Origin of the sequence: Moraxella sp. CTOTU48268 (assembly GCF_032069585.1) — a bacterium.
Lineage (GTDB): Bacteria > Pseudomonadota > Gammaproteobacteria > Pseudomonadales > Moraxellaceae > Faucicola > Faucicola cinerea.
This window is the reverse complement of the sequence record NZ_DAMALV010000004.1, coordinates 41,025-64,785: the sequence shown is the minus strand read 5'-3', so window position 1 is coordinate 64,785 and position 23,761 is coordinate 41,025. Positions and strand designations below refer to the sequence as shown.

The window sequence follows — 23,761 nt, the reverse complement described above, 5'->3', positions numbered from 1 at the left end:
AAAGCATGATATTTTGACATTACGGTCGACATTTGGCGGTGAGTTAACTGCTAAATCATGCGTTTTATGCTATAATTATTCCTTTTTACTATCCTAAAAATATAACGTCATCTGTGTTATTTTTCTGAAGTTTTTGATTGGGGTTTTTTGCAACTTTTGGTCAAAATTGCGCATTGCCTTTACATTGCGCAGTACTTTTAAGTTAGCCATCGCCTTGAAAAGTAAAATAAATAAGATGACTCACATATTTAAGTAGCTTGATAAAAGGAGCGTGCATGTCCACCGATTCCGTTAGCCCCATTGGCATCGTCGATGAATTAAAACAATCTTATCTCGACTATGCCATGAGCGTAATTGTCTCCCGTGCTTTACCTGATGTGCGTGATGGGCTGAAACCTGTTCATCGCCGTGTGTTATACGCGATGCATGAATTATCAAACGACTTTAACAAACCTTACAAAAAATCGGCGCGTGTGGTCGGTGATGTTATCGGTAAATACCACCCGCATGGCGATACTGCAGTGTATGACGCGATTGTGCGTTTGGCGCAGCCGTTCTCAATGCGCTATATGCTCATCGATGGTCAAGGTAATTTTGGCTCAGTGGATGATGACCCTGCCGCAGCGATGCGTTATACCGAAGTGCGCATGCAAAAACTTACTCACCAAATGCTGGGTGATTTGGATAAAGACACCGTGGATTGGGAGCCAAACTATGATGGCTCTGAGCAAATGCCAAGCGTCATGCCAGCCCGTATTCCAAATTTACTCGTCAATGGTGCCACAGGGATTGCGGTGGGTATGGCGACCAATATGGCGCCACACAATTTGACGGAAGTGATTAATGCGTGTTTGGCCTATGCCGATGATCCGCACATCTCGGGTGAAATGCTTATGCAGCATATCACCGGTCCTGATTTCCCAACAGGCGGTATTATTTATGGTCGCTCAGGCATTGTCGATGCTTATCGCACCGGTAAAGGTCGCTTGCATTTGCGCGGCAAATATCACATCGAACCGATGAGTGAAACGGGCGCCAATAAAGAACGTGAACGTATTGTATTTACCGAGATTCCGTATCAAACCAATAAAGCAAAATTGATTGAAAAAATTGCAGAATTGGTACGCGATAAAAAACTTGAAGGCATTAGCGAGATTCGCGATGAGTCAGATAAAGACGGCATGCGTATCGCCATTGATTTAAGACGTGGTGAAAACGCGGAAGTCATCGTTAACAATTTATTTATCCAGACGCCTTTAGAATCGAGTTTTAGCATCAACATGGTTGCCTTAGATGAAGGTCAACCTAAAATCATGACGTTGCGTGATTTAATTGCCGCTTTTGTACGTCACCGCCAAGAAGTCGTCACTCGCCGTACTATTTATGAACTCAAAAAAGCAAAGGCGCGTGGTCATTTGCTAGAAGGGCTAACGATTGCCCTTGCCAACATTGATCGTATTATTGACACTATCAAGGCATCGGCAAACCGCCAAGAAGCCCGCGATAACTTACTGACCAATACTTGGCAGTCAGGTGGCGTGATTGCCATGTTAGAGGCAGCAGGCAGTCATTCGATTCGCCCTGATGTGATTGAAGGCGAAGACCTTAATGCCCCATATGGATTGATTGATGATAACCAAAATTATCGTCTATCGCCTGACCAAGTCAATGCTATTTTGGATATGCAGCTGCACCGTTTAACAGGGCTAGAGCAAGACAAGCTACAGCAAGAATTCAAAGAAATCTTGGCACTCATCGCCCAATTACAAAGCATTTTGGATAACTTTGACCAATTAATGCAAGTAATCAAAGACGAATTAATCCAAATTCGTGATGATTTTGGCGATGCACGTAAAACCCAAATCGTCGATAGCCGCAGTGACTTTAGCCGTGCGGATTTGATTCCAGAGCAAACCGTTGTGTTGACTGTGTCACGTACGGGCTATGCCAAAACCCAGCCTATCAGCGACTATATCGCCCAAAAACGCGGTGGTAAAGGCAAATCAGCCACTGCCATGAAAGCAGACGACGTCATTGACCATATGGTAGTCACGTCCACACACAACAACGTGATGATTTTTACCGATCGTGGCCGTGTGTTTGGGTTACAAGTGTTTGAAGTGCCTATTGCCAGCCGTGGTTCGCGTGGCCGTCCGATGGTCAATTTAATTGCGCTCGATGCCGATGAAAAAGTCACCGCCATCTTGCCTGTGACCGAAGATGACAAGCAAAATGACAATAGCTATGTGTTCTTTGCAACCGCATCGGGTATGGTAAAACGCGTCCAATTGTCACAATTTAAAAACCTTCGTGCCAATGGACTTCGCGCTGTCGAACTCAATGACGGCGATAACTTGATTGGCGTTGCCATTACCGATGGCGAGCAAGACATCATGTTATTTTCCAATGAAGGTAAAGCCATTCGCTTTAATGAAAGTAAAATCCGTGCGATGGGTCGTACTGCAAAAGGGGTACGCGGTATGCGGGTGACGCTACTGGCCAATCAAGGTATCGAAGACGAAGACGCCGAGCTTGAAGACGATAGTCACGATGACCAAGACAATGACAGTGTCGTTGCGGTTAGCCGTGTGGTGTCGTTGGTTGTTGCCCCACAACAAGGCGAGATTTTATGTGCTTGTGAGCGTGGCTTTGGCAAACGTACACCTGTCTCTGATTTCCCTGTCAAAGGTCGGGGTGGTAAAGGCATTATCGCCATCAAAACCACGGCGCGTAATGGCGAGCTGGTGCAGGCATTAGCGGTAACCGATGCCGATGATATTGTGCTGATTTCTGATGCAGGCACGCTGGTGCGTACACCTGTCGGACAAATCGCGCAAACAGGTCGTAATGCGCAAGGGGTCACCCTGATTCGTATTTCACAAGATGAATCATTGGTTTCCATCGCTTTGGTCGAAGGCGGTAGCGAAGACGAGCTGGACGAAGATAGTTTAGAGGCAGCATTGGCTGACAATATCGCGCAAGATGGTACTGATTTACAAGACAGTGCGGATTTGCAAGACATCGAGTTGTCTGAAGCCCTGCAGCAAGATGGTTTACTAGAAGCCGATGCACAACAGCTAGATGACTAATTTGTAGCCTTGCTATTTGTAACCTCACTTTATCAAACCAGCTTATCAATCAATAAGCTCAATAAGCTGGTTTTTCTCGCTGAATTCTACAATTTCGCAACAGCCAGCAAGTTTAAAGCCTTATAAAATTTAAAATTACCTTGTTCCAACAATCCTATTACATTAAAAGACGAGTATACCCATGTCAAAACTGCATCTACACCACCTTGAAAAATCACGTTCGTTTCGAATCCTTTGGCTATTGGAAGAATTAGAGCTGCCTTATCAGTTAACCAAGTACGAACGCCATCATGGTTTGGCGCCCAAATCTTTGCAAAAAATTCACCCGATGGGTAAGGCACCTATCCTGCAAGATAATGGAAAAACGCTGATTGAATCTGCCAATATCATTGAGTATTTGATTGATAACTATGACCAGCCAAGCGACCAGCAAGATGCACAGCCAATCTCACAACTGGTGCTGAATAAAAAATTTCGCCCAGATTATGGGAGTGAGGCGTATGAACAGTATCGATATTGGCTGCATTTTACCGAAAGCTCGTTGATGCCCTTGCTTATTATCCGACTGGTATTTGCTACCATGATAAAAAAATCACCGATAGGTATCAAGCAAGTGGCAAAATTACTCAAATCAGGGATAGACAAATCTTACCTGAATCATTCATTAACCGAACAGCTCAAAATGCTAGATAAGCATTTGGGAAATAATGAATGGCTTGCTGGCAACCAATTTAGCGGCGCTGATATACAGCTTGAATTTGCCATAAACGCCATGCAAGAAACCCATAGTTTAGAGGCAAAATACGCCAATATTCACAATTGGTTAAAAAAATGCCAAGCTCGCCCAGCTTATCAAAAAGCGGTTGATAAGTGTTGATGGTTGACTGTCAAGCGACTTAATGCTTTTATTGCTTTACCTTGTCAATAAATTTACTACGCGGTCAGAAAAAACAGTTGTCTTTTTCACCTTTATTTCATAGCTAAATACCTATTAAAAATTAGCGAAAATACATAAATATTTTTTTCATGTAAAATATTGCTATCGCTATTTATAACAATGTTTTGTGTCTAATAGTTGAATACTTTGAGTCGTTTACAACCTAGCTCCATTCTAGGTTATTTCCATGGATGGATGCCATTGCCAGAAGGAACGAAAAATGCAATATCAGTATTTTAAAGACCCTGATAGTCAAGAAACCCAAGAATGGCTTGATGCCTTTGATTCGGTGATCAAGTCAGTGGGAAAAAAACGTGCCACTTTTTTACTAAAAGCCATCTATGATAAGGCGGTACAAGAAGGATTACGCGTTAACCGTCTTGACACCGCTTACATCAATACTATTCCTGTAGAAGACCAGCCCTCGTATCCCGGTGATTTAACTCTAGAGCGTAAAATTCGCGCTATCATTCGTTACAATGCGGTGGCGATGGTGATGCGTGCCAACAAAAATGACGACGACTTGGGCGGTCACTTAGCGACGTTTGCCTCGAGTGCGACGTTATACGAAACAGGTTTTAACCATTTTTGGCGTGCAGCGAGTGAAAGCTTTGGCGGTGATATGATTTATTATCAAGGTCATGGTTCGCCAGGGATGTATGCTCGCTCATTTTTAGAAGGTCGATTGACTGAAGAGCAGCTGACAAATTTTCGCCGTGAAGTAGGCGGCAAGGGGCTATCTAGCTACCCACACCCTTATTTGATGCCTGACTATTGGCAGTTCCCAACCGTGTCGATGGGTTTAGGCCCGATCATGTCGATTTATCACGCGCATGTGCACCAATATCTTGAAAATCGTGGCTTGATTCCAAAAGAAGGTCGCAAGATTTGGGCATTCTTGGGCGATGGTGAAACCGATGAGCCAGAGAGCTTAGGTGCTATCTCACTAGCCGGTCGCGAGAATCTAGAAAATCTGATTTGGGTGATTAACTGTAACTTACAGCGCCTAGATGGCCCGGTACGTGGTAACGGTAAAATCATCCAAGAGCTTGAATCTGTGTTTCGCGGTGCAGGCTGGCGAGTGATTAAAGTTATTTGGGGTGGTAAATGGGATACGCTACTAGACAAAGACCATACAGGCGCGCTCAAACACCGTATGCTTGAGACCCTCGATGGTGAATACCAAGTCTATAAAGCGCGTGATGGTAAATTCGTCCGTGATTATTTCTTTGGTAAATACCCAGAACTTGCTGAAATGGTCAAAGATTGGACTGACCAAGAAATCCAAAATTTAGACCGTGGTGGTCACGACCCGATGAAGGTGTATGCCGCATTTAGCGAAGCCATGAAAGCCAAAGGTCAGCCGACAGTGATTTTGGTTAAAACCGTCAAAGGTTATGGCTTATCTAACCAAAGCCAAGCGGTCAACAAAACCCACCAAATCAAAAAACTCGAAATTGATTCGTTAAAATACTTCCGTGACCGTTTTGATTTGCCATTTACCGATACGCAGCTTGAAGAATTGCCGTTTTATCGTCCTGATGAAAATTCTGCTGAAATCCAATACCTCAAAGGTCGCCGTCAGGCACTGGGCGGACATTTACCCAATCGCCGTAGTGGTCATATTCCACTCGATGTCCCAGGGTTAGAGATTTTTGACAAATTACTACAAGGTAGTGCGGGCAAAGAACAATCTACCACCATGGTATTTGTACGCTTGCTAGCGGCACTGCTAAAAAATAAAGCGCTGCAAGAGCGTGTGGTGCCGATTGTGCCTGATGAAGCCCGTACTTTTGGTCTTGAAGGTATGTTCCGCCAATTGGGTATCTACTCGGCATCGGGCCAAAATTATACCCCTGAAGACCATGAAGCCTTGATGGGTTACAAAGAAGCCAAAGACGGTCACATGCTGGAAGAAGGCATTAATGAAGCGGGTGCGATGAGTACTTGGATTGCGTTAGCGACCAGTTATTCAACCAATGCGTTACCGATGATTCCTTTTTATATCTATTATTCGATGTTTGGTTTCCAACGCGTCGGTGATTTAGTTTGGGCCGCAGGCGATATGCAGGCGCAAGGGTTCTTGCTGGGCGGTACTGCAGGTCGAACCACACTCAATGGCGAAGGCTTACAGCACCAAGATGGTCATCAGTTGATTTTATTTAATACGGTGCCAAACTGTGTCACTTATGACCCATGTTATGGTTATGAGCTAGCGGTGATTGTACAAGATGGTCTGCGCCGTATGTATGGTGAAGGCGAACGAGTTTTCTATTATATCACCTTAATGAATGAAAACTATGAGCAACCAGCCATGCCAATAGGGGTCGAAGAAGGCATCAAAAAAGGCATGTACTTGCTCAAAGATAATGGTTCAAAACAAGTGCAATTGCTGGGTTCGGGCGTGATTTTACGTGAGGTTGAAAAAGCCGCACAAATTCTAGCTGAAGAATTCAACATCAATGCCAACGTGTGGAGTGTCACAAGCTTTAATGAACTCACTCGTGAGGGCATGGCATGTGACGAGTACAATCGTCTACACCCACTAGATGAACAGCGTACGCCTTGGGTTACTGAACAACTTGCACAGCATGAAGGCATTGTAGTCGCCGCCACTGACTATATGCGCATATTCTCTGAACAAATCCGCGCCTACCTACCAGACAGTCGTCCGTATGCCACCTTAGGTACCGATGGTTTTGGTCGTTCGGATAGCCGCAGCCAATTACGTAGTTTCTTTAAAGTGGATGCTGCCCATATTGTGGTAGCAACGCTCAAACTATTGGCAGATGAAGGCGAAGTTGATGCGCGTTTGGTCAAAGATGCCATTAGTAGCCTAGGTATTGATGCCGATGCTTCACCTGCTTGGTATCCTCAAGTACAAATCGACCAATCCCCAGATGCACCAGCGATTTTAGGCGCGAATCCAAAACCTGTACCAACCTTGGTTGAAGAGGATGATGAAGCGATTTCAGCAGACGGCAAAGCAGAAGATAAAGCCGATGCGCCAATTCTTAACGAAAAACCTGAATAATATCAATTAATAATTGGAAAAAATCAGCCACGTATTAGCGGCTGATTGCCAACTTAGTAAAAATAAAACTTTAAGGATAAACCCATGGAAATCAAAGTTCCCGACTTAGGCGTTGATAGCGCTGAAGTCAGCGAAATTATGGTCAAAGTCGGCGATGTCATCAATGTGGACGATAACATTGTCTTATTAGAGTCTGACAAAGCTTCTGTGGAAGTGCCTGCAACATCAGCAGGGACTATCACAGCGATTAATCTTCAAATCGGCGATAAGGTCAAAGAAGGTGATGTGATTCTCACCATCGACAGTGTAGACAATAGCCAATCAAACACTACACCCGTAGAGCAATCTGCGCAACAGACAGACCAACAAGCAGCCCAATCTCACGAAGCTGGAGAAAAAGAAACTAAAGACGCTAAAGCGACTTCATCGCAAGCGCCGTCTATGGCTGCGTCAAACCAATCACAGCCCACATCTACATCAGCTGAAGCAACTTATACATTGCCAGATTTGGGTGTCGATAGCGCAGAAATTAGTGAGTGGTTGGTCAAAGAAGGCGATACTGTCACTGCTGAACAACCGCTAGTATTGGTTGAATCCGATAAAGCATCGGTCGAAGTACCGGCACCTGTTAGCGGAAAAATTGTCAAATTTTTAGTCAATGCAGGGGATACGGTCACCAATGGTCAAGACTTTATCGTGATGGCCTCCCAATCAGCTACGCAACAGTCATCATTAGCCAGTGACTCATCAGAACAAGCCGCCAGTCAAGCCAATTCAGCGACAAATCAAAATGAGCCACCCGTTCAAACAGTATCTGCCCCTCAATCATCCACGCCCGCTGGTAAACAAACTTTTGGTTTGCCTGATCTCGGGGTAGAGTCGGCACAGATTAGTGAATGGATGGTCAAAGTAGGCGATGAGGTCACAGCAGAACAACCCCTGTTGTTGGTAGAATCTGATAAAGCCTCGGTGGAAGTCCCCTCGCCAGTTGCCGGTAAAGTGGTTGAATTACTAGTTAACCCTGGCGATACCGTCACCAATGGTCAAGACTTTGTCGTGATTGAAGCGCCGGGGTCAGTGCAATCCGCATCAAGTTCAGCATCACAGCCACAAGCGACCACCCATACTGCTCAGCAAGAAGTCGCTAAAACGCAAAATACTGCACCGACTTCAACTAGTAGCGCTACCACAACAGCTAGCCAGTCAAATTCACAGTCAAAACTGTCTGAAGCGCAAATCAATGCCAAAAATACCGCGGTTTATGCAGGTCCTGCGGTGCGCAAACTTACGCGCCAATTGGGTGTTGATGTCAGTGAGGTGACTGGCACGGGCGCTAATGGGCGTATTATCAAAGAAGATGTGTTTGCTTATGTCAAGAATATGATAAAAGCAGTTAGCACGCCTGCAGCAGCAAATAATATCTCTGCGCCATCAGCGGCTCGCTCAGGACTCCCTAATTTACCCGATATGAGTAAAACGGAAATTTGGGGAGAAATTGAGCGCCAAGATTTGACCCGTCTACAAAAAGTCTCAATTCCGCAGCTTAATTACAATACCTATTTGCCACAAGTGACCCAGTTTGATTTGGCAGATATTACCGATGTTGAAAAATTGCGTGGTGACCTAAAAGATGAGATGAAAAAAGAAGGCGTGAGTTTAACTATTCTGGCTTTCATCATGAAAGTAACTGCTTATGCGCTGATGCAACATCCAAAATTTAACAGCCATTTAAGCGATGACAACACCCAAATTATCATCCGTAAATCTGTGAATTTAGGCTTTGCCGTAGCAACCGAGGATGGTTTAACAGTCCCAGTCATTCAACGTGTAGAGCGAAAAGGCATCAAGCAACTAGCGATTGAAATCGGTGAGCTTGCCAAAAAAGCGCGTGATAAAAAACTATCTGCCAAAGAGTTAACCGGCGCGTCATTTACGATTTCAAGTCAAGGCAATCTTGGCGGTACTTACTTTACGCCGCTGGTCAATTGGCCACAAGTTGCGATTTTAGGCATCAGTGAATCTAGTATTCAGCCACGTTGGAATGAGATTAAAGGCGAGTTTGAGCCACGTTTAATGCTACCGTTGTCATTATCGTATGACCACCGTGTGATTAATGGTGCGGACGCTGCGGTATTTACCCGATATATTGCAAAATTACTAGCAGATCCACGCCGCGTGTTGTTATAAATTGCAGCGCAAAAAAACCTAGCGGGTCATCTCCATGCTAGGTTTTTTAATGACCAAAAAAAGCCCTTAGTCAAAACTAAGGGCTTTATGAATGCCAACAAGCTTATTTTTCGGTTTTTGCTAAGAAGAACCAAGTGTCTAAAACCGAATCCGGATTCAATGAAACAGAAGTAATACCTTGTTCCATTAACCACATCGCTAGATCTGGATGGTCAGAAGGACCTTGTCCACAGATACCGATATACTTGCCTTGTGCGTTACAGGCATCGATAGCCATTTTCAGTAGTTTTTTAACCGCTGGGTCACGTTCATCAAATGATTGAGATACGATACCCGAATCACGGTCAAGACCAAGGGTTAACTGGGTTAAATCGTTCGAGCCGATTGAGAAACCATCGAAGTATTGTAAAAACTCTTCTGCTAACAAGGCATTGGTTGGCAACTCACACATCATGATGACGCGTAAACCGTTTTCACCACGTTTAAGACCATTTTTCTCAAGTAGCTCTAATACCTTACGCGCTTCTTCCGTCGTACGTACGAATGGAATCATAATCTCAACGTTGGTTAAGCCCATTTCATCACGAACACGTTTTAATGCACGACATTCTAATTCAAAGCAGTCACGGAAATTTTCTGACACATAACGGCTGGCACCACGGAAACCGAGCATTGGGTTTTCTTCAGATGGTTCGTATAGTTTACCGCCGATTAAGTTTGCATATTCATTCGATTTAAAGTCAGACATACGTACGATAACTTTCTTATCTTTAAAAGCGACCGCTAGGGTTGAAATACCTTCAACTAATTTATCAACGTAGAAGTCAACCGGTGAAGCATAACCTGCCATACGCTCTTGAATCGCTTGTACGATTTCGCGTGGTAGGGTGTTCATGTTAAGCAGTGCCTTTGGATGCACGCCAATCATACGGTTGATGATGAATTCTAACCGTGCTAGACCCACCCCTTCATTAGGGATTTGGGCAAATCCAAAGGCGCGGTCAGGGTTACCGACGTTCATCATAATTTTAAATGCCAAGTCTGGCATTGACTCAATTGAGTTGTTTTGGATTTCAAAGTCCAATTGACCTTCGTAGATATAACCGGTATCACCTTCTGCACAAGATACAGTGACTGCTTGACCATCGGTCAATAGGTCAGTGGCGTTACCACAACCCACGATGGCAGGGACACCCAATTCACGCGCGATAATTGCCGCGTGACACGTACGACCACCACGGTTAGTGATGATAGCAGCCGCACGTTTCATGACGGGTTCCCAGTCTGGGTCAGTCATATCAGACACAAGGACGTCACCTTCTTGTACTTTATCCATTTCATGGATTGAATTGACCACGCGTACAGTACCTGCGCCGATACGTTGACCAATTGAACGACCTTCACAGATGACATCGCCTTTTTCTTTAAGGATGTAACGCTCCATGACATTTTGACTTTCACGGCTTTTTACTGTCTCTGGACGGGCTTGCACAATGAATAATTTGTTACTGTCACCATCTTTTGCCCATTCGATATCCATCGCATGACCATAATGTTTTTCGATGATTAACGCTTGTTTGGCAAGTTCAACCAATTCTTCATTGCTCAGTGAAAATTGGTTGCGTTCTGCTTTGTCTACTGGGACTATTTTGACTGATTTGCCAGCTGAGTGCTCGTCTGCATAAACCATTTTTTGTTGTTTGCTGCCGAGGTTGCGACGGATTACCGCAGGTTTGCCGGCATTTAATAAGGCTTTCGAAATGTAGAATTCGTCAGGGTTCACCGCACCTTGCACCACCATTTCACCCAAGCCATAGCTTGCTGTGATAAATACCACGTCATTAAAACCACTTTCGGTATCAATGGTGAACATCACACCTGAAGTGCCTGTCTCTGAACGTACCATACGTTGTACGCCAGCTGATAACGCAACACCTGCGTGCTCAAAACCTTTGTGAACGCGGTAAGCGATGGCGCGGTCATTATATAAAGAAGCAAAGACTTCTTTAATAGCAATCAAGATATTGTCAATACCACGGATATTGAGGAAAGTTTCTTGTTGACCAGCAAATGAGGCGTCTGGTAAATCTTCGGCAGTCGCTGATGAACGAACCGCAACAGCGATGTCCTCGCCTTGGCTCATCTCGGCAAAGGCATCACGGATTTCTTGTTCTAGATCTTTAGGCAACTCTTGCTCAATAATCATGTCACGGATTTTTTTGCCCGTGGCAGTCAATGCCGCAACATCATCCACATCCAGACCTTGAAGCGCGTCTTTGATTTTGTCTTGAAGACCTGTACCGATTAAGAATTTGTTAAAAGCTTCAGACGTTGTTGCAAAGCCACCTGGTACGCTTACCCCTAAATCTGTTAGGTGACTAATCATTTCACCTAATGAAGCGTTTTTACCGCCTACTTTGTCAATGTCGTTTTTGCCTAACTTGTCGAGTGAGATAACTTGTGCGTTCAAGGTGATAACTCCGTGAAATAAAGATTATTTTGAAAAGATTATAACGGTATTTCGTAGAAAATTCATCTTAAAAAATGATTTTCTAGCAAAAAATTTATAATTTTAAAAAAACTGTCAGCGATTAACAATTCAACTAAAATTTTGCTTGGATATCTTTGAGTTTAAGGGGATAAAAAATGTAGATAAGCCTTTAATGACAATAACTAATGGCTAATTAAGGCAAATTAAGCATCGATTTGTTAGATTAAAGCCTACAAGTCACGTATAATAACAAACTCTCGACCTGTAAGACAAACGCCTGTAAGACAAATGCCTCTGAGACAAACGATAGTGTCTGCGCTAATAACGACATTAATAGAGGACATTCACTGCCAAAAACGCAGTGAATGAGTGAGGTTAACCCCAATGTCAGTAGTGTCAGTTTAAACCAGTGTTAATTTAAATTAGTATGGACGCTTCTTGTCATTTTTTTGGATAATTTTTCATGACCATTGAGCAAATCAAAGCCACGATTCAAAATAAAGACGCCTTAAATTTTGCAAATTCGCAGTCGTTGCGAAGTGTGTTTTTTATCTCTGATGGTACCGCGATTACGTCTGAAACCCTAGGTCGTTCTATTTTAAGCCAATTTCCCACGGTACCATTTGAGACCCGGGTTATTCCTTATGTTGACACCCTCGATCGCGCCGATGAAGCGGTCAATCAAATCAATCTTGCCCACCAACGTGATGGGGTAAAGCCGCTAGTCTTTGATACCATCGTTGACCCTGTGATTCGTGAACGAATCAATGGCGCAGATGCCTTTAACTTGGATATTTATGAAGGCTTAATCAGTAAAATTGCCGATGAAATCAAAGTACAACCTGCACCGCATACCGGTCATGCGCATGGGGATGTCGATTCTGAGAACTATAAATCGCGTATCGATGCGGTGCATTTTGCTTTAGACAATGATGATGGCGCGCGTACCACCCATTATGATGCGGCAGATATTATTTTGATTGGGGTGTCACGTTCGGGCAAAACGCCCACCTCTTTATACCTAGCGTTGCAATTTGGTATTCGTGCGGCAAATTATCCGTTGACTGAAGATGATTTATATGAAAATTCGTTGCCCAAAGCGTTAAAGCCCTACCGTGACAAACTGTTTGGTTTGGTGATTGACACCGATCGACTGGTAAAAATTCGTAACGAGCGCCGTGCGGGTAGCCGCTATGCAAGTTATCAGCAATGTCAGCAGGAGTTGCGCGCCATTCAAGGTATTTATATTTCTCAAGGGATTCCAAATATTGATGTATCAACGATGTCGATTGAAGAAATCGCGACGCGTATTTTACAGATGACGGGGTTAAAACGCCGAATTGGTTAATGTAATCTCTTAACATACGGTTGGTTTGTCGTATTTTATATTTAATTTAAAAATTTTTTATTCATTATCAAGGCTTAAAATATGGGAGCTAATATGCCAAAAAAACGGATTAATGACAAAGTCACTCAAATTCCCCCTACAAACAATGACAACGAAAACATGTGTGATTCCAATACGCAGTCAATTATTGAGCACCAAGAAAATATTACCGAAATTTTGGCAAAACCAACCAAAACTGAAATTTCGGATTCTGATAAAAAAGCCAATACCGTCAGTATCAGTGAAGACGATGATAAGGTAAAACATTTTGATGATGCATCGGTGCATTTTGATTTGATTAGCCCGCTGGATAACACCCGTATCAATTTAAAGCGTTACAAGCGTCAAGATGCCGTTAGCCATGCCTATGATTATGATGCTATTGTGATTGGCGCAGGACCCGCGGGTGAAGCAGCAGCGATGAAAATCGCCAAATCTGGGCAAAAAGTTGCCGTGATTGATCCACGCAAACAAGTGGGTGGTAACTGTACGCACGTAGGCACAATTCCAAGTAAAGCATTGCGTCAGTCAGTGTTTAATATTATCGGTAATCGCCGCGATCCTATCTTAAACCAAGGCATTGACTATCACCAGATTCCACTCAATAAAGTATTAACCAAAGCGCGTGAAGTGGTACGTAATCAGGTGGAAACGCATACCCGTTTTTATGAGCGCAATCAAATTGATTTAATCAATGGTTGGGCAAGTTTTAAAGATACCCATACCATTCATGTTGATATGAGTGATGGTACCGAGCAAGACATTACCTTTGAACAAGCCATTATTACTGTGGGTAGCCGTCCTTATCGCCCAGATTTGTTAGATTTTAGCCATCCTCGCGTGTTTGATTCCGATAAAATCTTGCAAATGGATTATGTGGTACAGCGTATTATCATTTATGGTGCAGGTGTGATTGGCTGTGAATATGCGTCTATTTTTACCGGTCTTGGCTATAAAGTAGATTTGATTAATACCCAAGAGCAGTTGCTGAGCTATCTAGATGATGAGATTTCTGACGCATTGTCGCATGACTTCAGACAATTTGGCGTGTTGATTCGCAACAAAGAAGAAATTGAACGGCTAGAAACTTATGATGACTGCGTGATTTTATATCTAAAAAGTGGTAAACGCATCAAATCTGACGCTATTTTATGGTCAAACGGTCGCTCAGGTAATACCGACAGTCTCAACCTTGCCGCCATCGGACTCACCGCAAACAGCCGTGGTCAACTTAAAGTCAATGAGCATTACCAAACCGATATCCCAAATATTTATGCAGCAGGGGATGTGATTGGCTGGCCATCGCTTGCATCGGCAGCTTATGATCAAGGACGCTGCGCCGCTGCTTATATGGTGGGCGATGAAAACGCACAACCTGTTCGCAGTGTGCCAACGGGTATTTATACCATTCCTGAAATTTCAAGTATTGGTAAAAACGAACAAGAATTAACGGCCGAAAAAGTGCCGTATGAAGTGGGGCAAGCTTTCTTCAAACACCTTGCCCGCGCACAAATCATCGGTGAGCGTAGTGGGGTGTTAAAAATACTGTTCCACCGTGAAACCTTAGAGGTTTTGGGTATCCATTGCTATGGCAATCACGCCTCTGAGATTATTCATATCGGACAAGCAGTGATGGAAAGTAAGGGCAGCAATACGCTAGAATACTTTGTCAATACTACCTTTAACTACCCAACGATGGCAGAAGCCTATCGCGTTGCTGCGCTCAATGGTCTTAATCGGGTGTTTTAATGGCGCAAATTAATGTAAAGCTACAACCCCAGTACGTAAAATTACAACCGCAGTTGCAACAAGCGCTCTCTGAGTTAAAGTTGCCACTATCGGATGAGCAGCAATTACAGCTCCTGTACTATCTACAGCAGCTGTTATTTTGGAATAAAGCGTATAATTTGACCGCTATCAAAGATGACCAACAAGCGTTAATCAAACACATCTTTGATAGTTTGTCGATTGTGCCATTTTTGCCAGCCGGTGATTTGCTAGATATTGGGACGGGCGCGGGTTTGCCAGCAGTGATAGTTGCCATTTGTCAGCCACAACGTACGGTGACAGCACTCGATAGTAACCAAAAGAAAATTCGCTTTATCAAACAAGTCGCCAGTGAAATGGGGTTAAAAAATCTAACACCGGTTGCCAGTCGTATTGAAGCGCATGCAGGTACTTATCAAGTCATTACCTCAAGGGCGTTTGCATCACTGGTGGATTTTGTCACCCATAGTCAAAGCAAATTGGCAGACAATGGTATCATTTGTGCCATGAAGGGGGTTGAACCTGTTGATGAGATTCAAGCCCTTCAAACTGAGTGGCAAATTAACACCCAAGTGTTAACCGTGCCAGAGCTCTATGAATCACGCCATTTGATTTATTTGCAAAGATAAACACCCCATTTCAGCCAGTTTTACCGGTATTAGGGTTTGAAAAACTGGCTGTTTTTGACTACAATTTTCAACCTTTTTATCAACACATTGCGAGACAGTTCATGGATATTTTAGCCATTGCTAATCAAAAAGGTGGGGTGGGCAAAACCACCACCGCGGTTAATTTGGCAAGTGCACTGGCACATCGCCGCAAAAAAGTTTTACTGATTGATCTGGATGCGCAAGGCAATGCGACCACGGCATCAGGGCTGGATAAACGCGAGTTAGAGTACAGTATTGCTGATGTGCTATTGGATGATTTACCAATCCATGAGGCGATTGTCAAAACCCCAAATGGGTTTGATATTGTCGGTGCCAACAATGAATTGTCAGGCAGTGATCTGCATTTAAGTCAAAAGCCTGAGAATCATGCAATTTTGTCAAAAGCCATGCAGCAGCTCGCTGATATGCCTGCCAAAAACGGCCGCGCGCCGAAACCTTATGAGTTTATCGTGATTGACTGCGCCCCGAGTTTAAGTTTACTTACCATCAATGCTATGTGTGCCACATCAGGGGTGATTATCCCAATGCAATGTGAATATTTTGCATTGGAAGGATTGGCGGATTTGTCGCAAACCATTGAGCGTTTGAAGTCGCTAAACCCAAAACTGCATATCCGCGGTGTGTTAAGAACCATGTTTGACCCGCGCAACACCTTGGCAAATGATGTCTCTATGGAATTGATTGAGCATTTTGGTCCGATTTTATTTAATACCATTATTCCCCGTAATATTCGTCTAGCAGAAGCACCGGCGCACGGCATTCCTGCGCTTGATTATGAGATGAATTCAAAAGGCTCACAAGCGTATATTCGCCTTGCCAATGAAATTATCAAGCAAAGTCGCCAATTTCAACTTGCCTAAATTAAGCTGTTTAGGCACTTTTTTTGTTAACTTGTTGGCAAGTGCGCACTGGCAAAAGCAATGAAACTATTTTTCAAGCTATGGCGAATCTGCTAAAATAGCCAGTTCAAAAATGGCGGCATTGGTTTAATTTTTTTATCAGTCATTTTTAACTATTTAATGGCATTGGGAATTTCAACATGGTTAAAAAGCGTGGATTGGCATCAAATCGAGGACTTGATGCGTTACTCGGCTCAATCAAAACAGAAAAATTGATTACCGGTAATCTAATCGATGCGAGTGTTCGAGCCTCTGTCGACGACGCTAAAAGCGCTGAAAAAATAAATACTAAGTCAACCGATGATGGGCAAAATGTCTCAGATGATGAATCATCCAAAGCTAGCGCCACTATAGCCGTAGCCAAAAAATCGCCTACAGCGGCGGTAACCCCCAAACCATTTACCCCAAAATCCACCAAAACACTAAAGTCCAGTAGCCATAACGCACCCATCAATAATGATGCCAATGATCATAGTAATGTCGCTGGCTTAAATTTGATGCATATCAATGTCGCGTATTTGCAGCGTGGCAAGTATCAGCCGCGCATTGATTTAGACGAAGATGCCTTGCAAGAGTTGGCAACCTCTATCAAGCAGCATGGCGTGATGCAGCCTATTGTGATTCGACCCTTAGCCAAAGTATTGCCCAATTCCCCCATTACCCATGAAATTATCGCGGGTGAGCGTCGCTGGCGTGCGGCGCAAATTGCAGGTTTAACCCATATACCCGCCATCATGCGCCCCATGTCAGATGACTTGGCAATTGCCTTGGCATTGATTGAAAATATACAACGGGAAGATTTGAGCGTCATGGAACAGGCTGCCGCATTGCAGCGTTTTCATGATGAATTTGGCATGAGTCATTCGCAAATTGCGGATGTTGTGGGTAAGGCGAGAACAACGGTTTCTAATTTGTTGCGTTTGAACCAATTACATGACGATGTCAAACAGGCGCTAAACGAAGGTCAGATGGACATGGGGCATGCCAGGGCATTATTGGCGCTGTCACCCAAACAGCAGCCTGTTATTGCCAAAAAAATTATACAGGGTCAACTGACCGTCCGTCAGACTGAAGCCTTAGTCAAAGACATTTTAAATCCAAAAGCGCCGACACAAAGCCAAGAAATTGATTATGATAGGCTGCGACTGAACCAACACCTCTCTGAACAACTCGGTGCCGTGGTAAAAATCAAAGGCTCTTCAAAAGGTAAGGGCAGTATTGAGATATTTTTTCACAATGAAGAGGAATTACAAGCTTTGATTGTGCAGTTCCAGTCGCAACTTGAGCATTAATCTTGCGCATTAGATTAGTTTTCTCAATTTATTAGTCATTGACATGCAAAGGCAGTATAACGGATGTGGGAATTAGTTAAAGCAGGCGGTTGGTTGATGTGGCCCATTGTCCTATGTTCGATTTTGATGTTGATTATCATCATTGAGCGCGCGATAAAACTTAAAGTCAGTACAGTGACACCCGCTCATCTGCGTGAACAATTGATGCAGCGGCTGATTGAGCAGGGCGACATTGATCGTGAATCGCTTGAGAATGTCAAACTCAATTCGCCTTTGGGTGATATCCTCGCTTCTGGACTCATGAATCGCCAGCATGGGATTGATTCAATGACCATGCATATGGAAAATCGAGCCAGTATTACCATCCACCAATTAGAAAAACATATCAATATGCTGGGTACCATCGGTGCTATCGCCCCATTGTTGGGTCTTTTAGGTACTGTATTGGGGATTATTTCATCCTTTTTAGCCATTACCGAAGGCGCAATGCAAGATCCGACCATGCTGGCAGCTGGCGTATCGCAAGCGCTGATTACCACAGCGGGGGGTATGCTGGTTGCGATACCTGCGGTGATGGCGTACCGTATTTTTCAGCGCCGTATTATTGATATTAATGCGGCGTTTGAACAAGAAGCGGGTTTGATGATGCAAGAATTACTGGACAATGGTCTAATCACGCCTCGTTAATGGCGTGTAGCTGTGTATAAGAGTCAAACCATGCGATTTCGTAAACCTACGGTCGAACCTTTAGAAATCAATCTTACCCCAATGATTGATTGCTTACTGTTTTTGATTGTTTTTTTACTGCTGTCGACCACCTTTAACCATTTTAGTAAACTCAATATCATTTTGCCGCAAGCAGAGGGCGTACCGATTACCGAGAAAAGCAAACGTATTGAAGTCGCGGTGCAAAAAGATGGTAGCTATCTGGTCAATGGCATTGCTTTATCTGGCAATGGCGAAGCTGAATTGACGGCGATGATCCGCCAAGAAGCAGGTGAAGACCGAAAGCAGCTATTTGTTATCTCTGCTGATGCCGATACCAGTCACCAATCGGTGGTTAAAGTGATGGATATAGCGGGTAAAATGGGCTTTATGAATTTAAATATCAGTACCGTGATACCCGCCACTTCGCTCGATAGTAATATTGCCCCAGATGCCAAATAATTTTTATTGTTCAATTTGCTGATACAATAGCTATTAAGTCGTTCTTTTATATATTGAGATGCCATGACTGTTTCAAAACCTTCCAATGCTCACCCACGTTGGCAGACCTATCGAAGATTGCTAGGTTATCTCAAGCCGTATTGGTGGGCGATGACGCTAGTCGTTATTGGCTTTACCTTAAATGCAGGCACCGAAGTCGGCATTGCCAAGCTGGTCAAATTCATTATTGATGCGATTAATGAACGTGATCAAGCGCATATCAATCTTTTTCCAGCCTTAATCGTGTTGTTGTTTTTACTGCGAGGTCTTAGCTCATTTTTGGGTAATTACTTTAGTGCAGTGATTTCACGCAATGTCGTCTATCAGCTGCGTATGCAAGTGTTTTCAAAATTGCTCAGATTACCCAGCCAATTTTATCTCAACCACAATGCCGGTCAGATTTCTGCAAAATTAATCTTTGATGTCGAGCAGGTGACTGCCGCGGGTACCGATACGCTCAAAACCTTGTTACGCGATGGTTTAACCGTGATTGGGTTGTTGGCGTTTTTGCTTTACAGTAATTGGAAATTAAGCCTGTCGTTGTTTGTGGTATTGCCGCCAATTTTATTGTTGGTTGGTAAAGCCAGTAAACGCTTTCGTAACCTGTCGCGCGGTATTCAAAAGTCCATGGGTGAAGTCAGTCATATTACCAATGAAGTCATCACAGGCTATCAAGTGGTCAAAAATTATGGCGGTCAGCAAAACGAGCTGACGCGGTTTAATAACGCCTCTTTAACCAATCTGAAACAAGGGCTAAAGGTGGTGGTGACCAATAGCATCAATACGCCATTAATTCAATTATTGATGGCGTGTGCGATGGCGGTGGTGGTATGGATTGCGTTAAGACCCAATGTATTAGGCGACACCACCGCAGGCGAGTTTATCGCTTATATCAGTGCAGCAGGGCTACTGAGCAAACCCGTGCGCTCGTTGACCGATATCAATCAAGGCTTACAAAAAGGTTTGGCGGCGGCGGATTCTATATTTGAGATGCTTGATGAAGCCGAAGAAAAAGACACAGGCAAGATTGAAAAAACCCTGACCGGTAAAATAGTACTTAACAACCTAAGCGTCACTTTTGAGGATGGAAAACAAGCGCTCAATAACGTAAATTTGGTGGTCAATCCCGGTGAAACCGTGGCATTAATCGGTCGGAGTGGCGCAGGTAAAACCACGTTAGTCAACTGTCTGATGCGTGCGCTAGAGCCCACAAAGGGCAATATTTATCTTGACGATGTCGCTATCGAAGATTTGACATTGCATTCACTGCGTAGTCAGATTGCCAGTGTCAACCAACAAGTGGTACTGTTTGATACCTCTATCCACAACAATATCGCCTATGGCGAATTATCTAACCGAACTTCAGAGCAAGTGATTGATGCCGCAAAATCAGCCTTTGCGCACGATTTTATCATGCAATTGCCGCAGGGTTACCAATCAAAGATAGGCTCACAGGGTCTGCAGTTATCTGGCGGACAACGCCAACGCTTATCCATTGCACGTGCCCTGCTAAAGGATGCGCCTATCTTGATTTTGGATGAAGCCACAAGCGCGCTAGATAACGAATCAGAATTTTATATTCAAAAAGCGCTGGAGCGCGTCATGCATGGCAGAACCACCATCGTTATTGCTCACCGATTAACCACCATCCAAAATGCCGATAAAATCGTGGTTATGGATAACGGTGAAATTATTGAAGTCGGTACTCACGACAGTTTGCTAGCAGCGCAAGGTATGTATGCCAAGTTGTATGAGCGTCATTTTGAAGAGGATATATTGTCAAGCTAATGCAACAAACTCTACTACAGGCGTGGCGCAACAAATCTCTCTGGCTATGGTTGTTATTGCCCGTGTCTTGGTTGTATGGGTTGGTTTTTTGGCTCAATAAAACTATGTATCGATTAGGGCTAAAACCCGTTTATTATCCCAACGTGCCCGTCATTGTAGTGGGCAATATCACGGTTGGCGGTAGCGGTAAGACGCCGCTAATCATTGCGGTGGTAACTTACCTGCAGCAAAAAGGGCTGACGGTCGGCGTCATCAGTCGTGGCTATGGCGGACAACCCAAGCTCATGCCTTGTATCGTGACAGCAAATTCAAAGCCCAGTGACGTTGGTGATGAGCCGTGTCTGATTGTCCAGCGTACAGGTGTGCCAATGGCAGTCTGTCCAAACCGGGCTCAAGCAATTGAGTTATTGCTTGAGCAATTCCCAAGCATTCAACTTATTTTGGCGGATGATGGACTGCAACATTTTGCCTTGGATAGGGATGAAAACTGGATTGTCGTCGATGCCGATCGCGGCTTTGGTAACCGCCAGCTATTGCCCACAGGCTTTCTGCGCGAACCGATTAAACGCCTGTATCAGCCCAATACCACCGTCATATTTCATCAAAGTGATTGGCAGGATACGCAGACTTTAACCAATTTTTCAAATAGCCTAAGCAAAAATTGCCATAGCCTATCACCCGATGTTCGCATGCGTTTGCTACAAAAACCGCTAGTACCTTTATTTAAAACGCCTTTATTTAAAACCTATTCGCAAAATAGCTTACCTGCCCAACAAGTGATTGCCATGACGGGGATTGGATTGCCGCAGCGTTTTTTTAATAGCCTAAGTGAATTAGGATTTGACATCATACCGATGCCATTGAATGACCATCACACTTATAGTTTGCAAGATTTTGCCAACTTGCCAAAGTTACCGATTATAGTCACCGATAAGGATGCGGTCAAATTGCGTGTCATGTTCGCCCAAGGTCATGAGAAAAATGACATTGCAACAAACATCTGGGTGTTACCGGTAGAAGCTGAATTATCACCCGCCTTTTATACGTTAATCGACCAACAAATCGGTAAATTGGTTACCCTTGCTGACAATGCTGACAATGCTGACAATGCTGACAATTAAAAAACTCGTAGGAAATACAATATGTTAAAACATTTGGTCATACCAGCCCGTCTAAAAAGTACCCGACTACCCAACAAACCGCTGTTAGAAATTCATGGCAAACCGATGATTCTATGGGTGATTGATCGTGCCAATGCGGTGAAATCGGCGGGAATTGCCGATGATATTTTTGTGGCAACAGATGACGATAGCATCGCTAAACTGTGTCAAGACTATGGGGCAAATGTCATGATGACTGACCCCAATCATGCTTCTGGCACTGATAGGCTTGCTGAAGTAGCCAGGCTTCAGCAATGGTCAACTGAAGATATCGTGATTAATATGCAAGGCGATGAACCACTTGTGCCTGCAGGACTTATCAAACAAGTGACTGAGCTACTGCTACAAAAAAAAGATTGCGTGATGGCGACTTTGGCTGAACCCATCCAAAGCGTTGAAGAGTTTTTACGGCCATCGGTGGTCAAAGTCGTCAAAAATGCCCACAAGGAAGCCTTGTATTTTAGCCGAGCGCCGATTCCTTGCGATCGTCATACAGTGTTGACCGACCTGCCAATCAATGATGAAAATAGCGCGCCAAAAAATGCTTACCGACACCTAGGCATCTATGCTTATCGGGTCAGTTTGCTACAACAATTTAGTGTTTGGCAGCAAGGCGAGCTAGAGCAGCTTGAATCATTGGAACAATTGCGTATTTTGGAGCAAGGCATGCGTATCGCCATTGATATCGCTTCCGAATTGTTGCCGCCCGGTGTAGACACGCAAGAGGATTTGGATCGGCTCAATGATTTGACGTTATCAGAATTATTGAAATAATCAAAAAGCCCAAGTTAATCTTGGGCTTTTTTGTGTTTTGCGTTTTTAGGGTTTTGATTAGCTATTTAAGCTAAATAAATCAAGCCCTTTCACCAAAGATAAGGATTTGAGGCGGGCTTGTTGGTCATAAATATTACAAGTGACAATCAATTCATCAGGGCGGATAGTTTCAAGAAAATGCTCAAGTTTTGGTTTGACACTGTCAGGTGTACCGACAAACGAGATTGCCAACGACGATTCAACCATATATTTCTCTGCAGAGGTCCAAAAAGCATCAATATTCTCAATCGGTTTTGGCATCTGTGAGGGTTTACCACGGCGCAAATTGACAAAACTTTGCTGTGCTGAGGTGAATTGGTAAGCGGCTTCCTCATCGGTATCGGCCAATAGCAAGTTACTTGCTACCATCACATAAGGTTGTTGCAAGTAGCGAGACGGCTTGAAATTCTCACGGTACAATGTCACCGCTTGCGATAACATCTGCGGCGCAAAATGAGACGCAAATACATAAGGCAAGCCTAATGCAGCAGCAAGACTGGCACCAAATAAAGACGACCCTAAAATCCACACAGGGACATTCAAGCCATTAGCCGGCATGGCAGTCACTGTCTGACTATCGAGCGGGTCAAAATAATGCATCAGCTCTTGCACATCTTGCGGGAAGTTTTCAGCATCATTCATGGTGCGGCGCAAGGCACGGAAGGTTGCCCCATCCGTACCAGGGGCACGGCCGACGCCAAGATCGATACGTTCGCCATACAAAGTGGCTAACGTACCAAACTGTTCTGCAACCACTAAGGGCGCATGGTTAGGCAGCATGATACCACCCGAGCCAATTCGTATCGTTGAGGTATGAGCGCCAATGTGAGATAGCAACACACTGGTTGCAGTACTGGCAATGCCGCGCATGTTATGGTGCTCAGCCAACCAATAGCGGTTAAACCCTACTTGTTCGGCAGTTTGGGCAACAGTCACCGCTTGCTTAAGCGCGTTTTTAGCGTCACTGCCTTCAGGTACAGGAACAAGGTCTAAAAATGAAATAGGGATTTGTTTGGTCATCTTTGTCATCACTGTAGTCA

16 protein-coding genes are annotated in these 23,761 nt (G+C 44.0%); 14 read left to right on the top strand and 2 right to left on the bottom strand.

Features of this window, described 5'->3' with window-relative positions; translation table 11 throughout:
- Positions 1-275 precede the first annotated feature (275 nt).
- From gyrA to RT143_RS02235, 4 genes are all read left to right on the top strand, one after another.
- Positions 276-3,089: a DNA gyrase subunit A gene (gene gyrA / locus RT143_RS02250; RefSeq protein WP_313090884.1), complete on the top strand. Its 2,814-nt coding sequence runs from the start codon at positions 276-278 to the stop codon at positions 3,087-3,089.
- 181 nt (positions 3,090-3,270) lie between these two features.
- The gene (locus tag RT143_RS02245; protein ID WP_313090883.1) at positions 3,271-3,966 is read left to right on the top strand and encodes a glutathione S-transferase; all 696 of its coding nucleotides are present in this window, start codon (positions 3,271-3,273) and stop codon (positions 3,964-3,966) included.
- 280 nt (positions 3,967-4,246) lie between these two features.
- Positions 4,247-7,060, top strand: a complete 2,814-nt coding sequence (gene aceE / locus RT143_RS02240) for a pyruvate dehydrogenase (acetyl-transferring), homodimeric type (protein ID WP_313090881.1) — start codon at positions 4,247-4,249, stop codon at positions 7,058-7,060.
- Between the two features lie 84 nt (positions 7,061-7,144).
- Positions 7,145-9,247: a 2-oxo acid dehydrogenase subunit E2 gene (locus RT143_RS02235; RefSeq protein ID WP_313090880.1), complete on the top strand. Its 2,103-nt coding sequence runs from the start codon at positions 7,145-7,147 to the stop codon at positions 9,245-9,247.
- Between the two features lie 103 nt (positions 9,248-9,350).
- On the opposite strand, the gene ppsA is transcribed toward RT143_RS02235, so the two are convergent.
- Positions 9,351-11,717 carry a phosphoenolpyruvate synthase gene (gene ppsA, locus RT143_RS02230; RefSeq protein WP_219332893.1) on the bottom strand — a complete coding sequence of 789 codons (2,367 nt, stop codon included), beginning with the start codon at positions 11,715-11,717 and terminating at the stop codon, positions 9,351-9,353.
- A gap of 484 nt (positions 11,718-12,201) precedes the next feature.
- Here ppsA and ppsR point away from each other — a divergent pair, with 484 nt between their 5' ends.
- From ppsR to kdsB, 10 genes are all read left to right on the top strand, one after another.
- A complete protein-coding gene (gene ppsR / locus RT143_RS02225) occupies positions 12,202-13,086 on the top strand; it encodes a posphoenolpyruvate synthetase regulatory kinase/phosphorylase PpsR (RefSeq protein ID WP_007116642.1) in 885 nt (294 codons plus the stop codon).
- 93 nt (positions 13,087-13,179) lie between these two features.
- Complete coding sequence (gene sthA / locus RT143_RS02220; protein ID WP_284034033.1) at positions 13,180-14,874, top strand: Si-specific NAD(P)(+) transhydrogenase; 1,695 nt, start codon at positions 13,180-13,182, stop codon at positions 14,872-14,874.
- Positions 14,874-15,521: a 16S rRNA (guanine(527)-N(7))-methyltransferase RsmG gene (gene rsmG, locus RT143_RS02215; RefSeq protein WP_313090875.1), complete on the top strand. Its 648-nt coding sequence runs from the start codon at positions 14,874-14,876 to the stop codon at positions 15,519-15,521. Before sthA ends, rsmG begins: the two co-directional genes overlap by 1 nt.
- A 101-nt stretch (positions 15,522-15,622) precedes the next feature.
- Positions 15,623-16,423 carry a ParA family protein gene (locus tag RT143_RS02210; protein WP_313090874.1) on the top strand — a complete coding sequence of 267 codons (801 nt, stop codon included), beginning with the start codon at positions 15,623-15,625 and terminating at the stop codon, positions 16,421-16,423.
- A gap of 179 nt (positions 16,424-16,602) precedes the next feature.
- Positions 16,603-17,754: a ParB/RepB/Spo0J family partition protein gene (locus RT143_RS02205; protein ID WP_313090872.1), complete on the top strand. Its 1,152-nt coding sequence runs from the start codon at positions 16,603-16,605 to the stop codon at positions 17,752-17,754.
- A 63-nt stretch (positions 17,755-17,817) separates the two neighbouring features.
- Positions 17,818-18,441, top strand: coding sequence for a MotA/TolQ/ExbB proton channel family protein (locus tag RT143_RS02200; protein WP_313090869.1), 624 nt, complete (start codon positions 17,818-17,820; stop codon positions 18,439-18,441).
- Between the two features lie 30 nt (positions 18,442-18,471).
- Complete coding sequence (locus RT143_RS02195) at positions 18,472-18,921, top strand: ExbD/TolR family protein (protein ID WP_313090868.1); 450 nt, start codon at positions 18,472-18,474, stop codon at positions 18,919-18,921.
- Between the two features lie 63 nt (positions 18,922-18,984).
- Positions 18,985-20,748: a lipid A export permease/ATP-binding protein MsbA gene (gene msbA / locus RT143_RS02190; RefSeq protein WP_313090865.1), complete on the top strand. Its 1,764-nt coding sequence runs from the start codon at positions 18,985-18,987 to the stop codon at positions 20,746-20,748.
- Positions 20,748-21,869, top strand: a complete 1,122-nt coding sequence (gene lpxK, locus RT143_RS02185) for a tetraacyldisaccharide 4'-kinase (RefSeq protein WP_313090864.1) — start codon at positions 20,748-20,750, stop codon at positions 21,867-21,869. The genes msbA and lpxK overlap by 1 nt, the downstream gene beginning before the upstream one ends.
- Before the next feature lie 21 nt (positions 21,870-21,890).
- Positions 21,891-22,682 carry a 3-deoxy-manno-octulosonate cytidylyltransferase gene (gene kdsB / locus RT143_RS02180; protein WP_313090862.1) on the top strand — a complete coding sequence of 264 codons (792 nt, stop codon included), beginning with the start codon at positions 21,891-21,893 and terminating at the stop codon, positions 22,680-22,682.
- 57 nt (positions 22,683-22,739) lie between these two features.
- On the opposite strand, the gene RT143_RS02175 is transcribed toward kdsB, so the two are convergent.
- Complete coding sequence (locus tag RT143_RS02175) at positions 22,740-23,741, bottom strand: LLM class flavin-dependent oxidoreductase (protein ID WP_313090859.1); 1,002 nt, start codon at positions 23,739-23,741, stop codon at positions 22,740-22,742.
- Between the last annotated feature and the right edge of the window lie 20 nt (positions 23,742-23,761).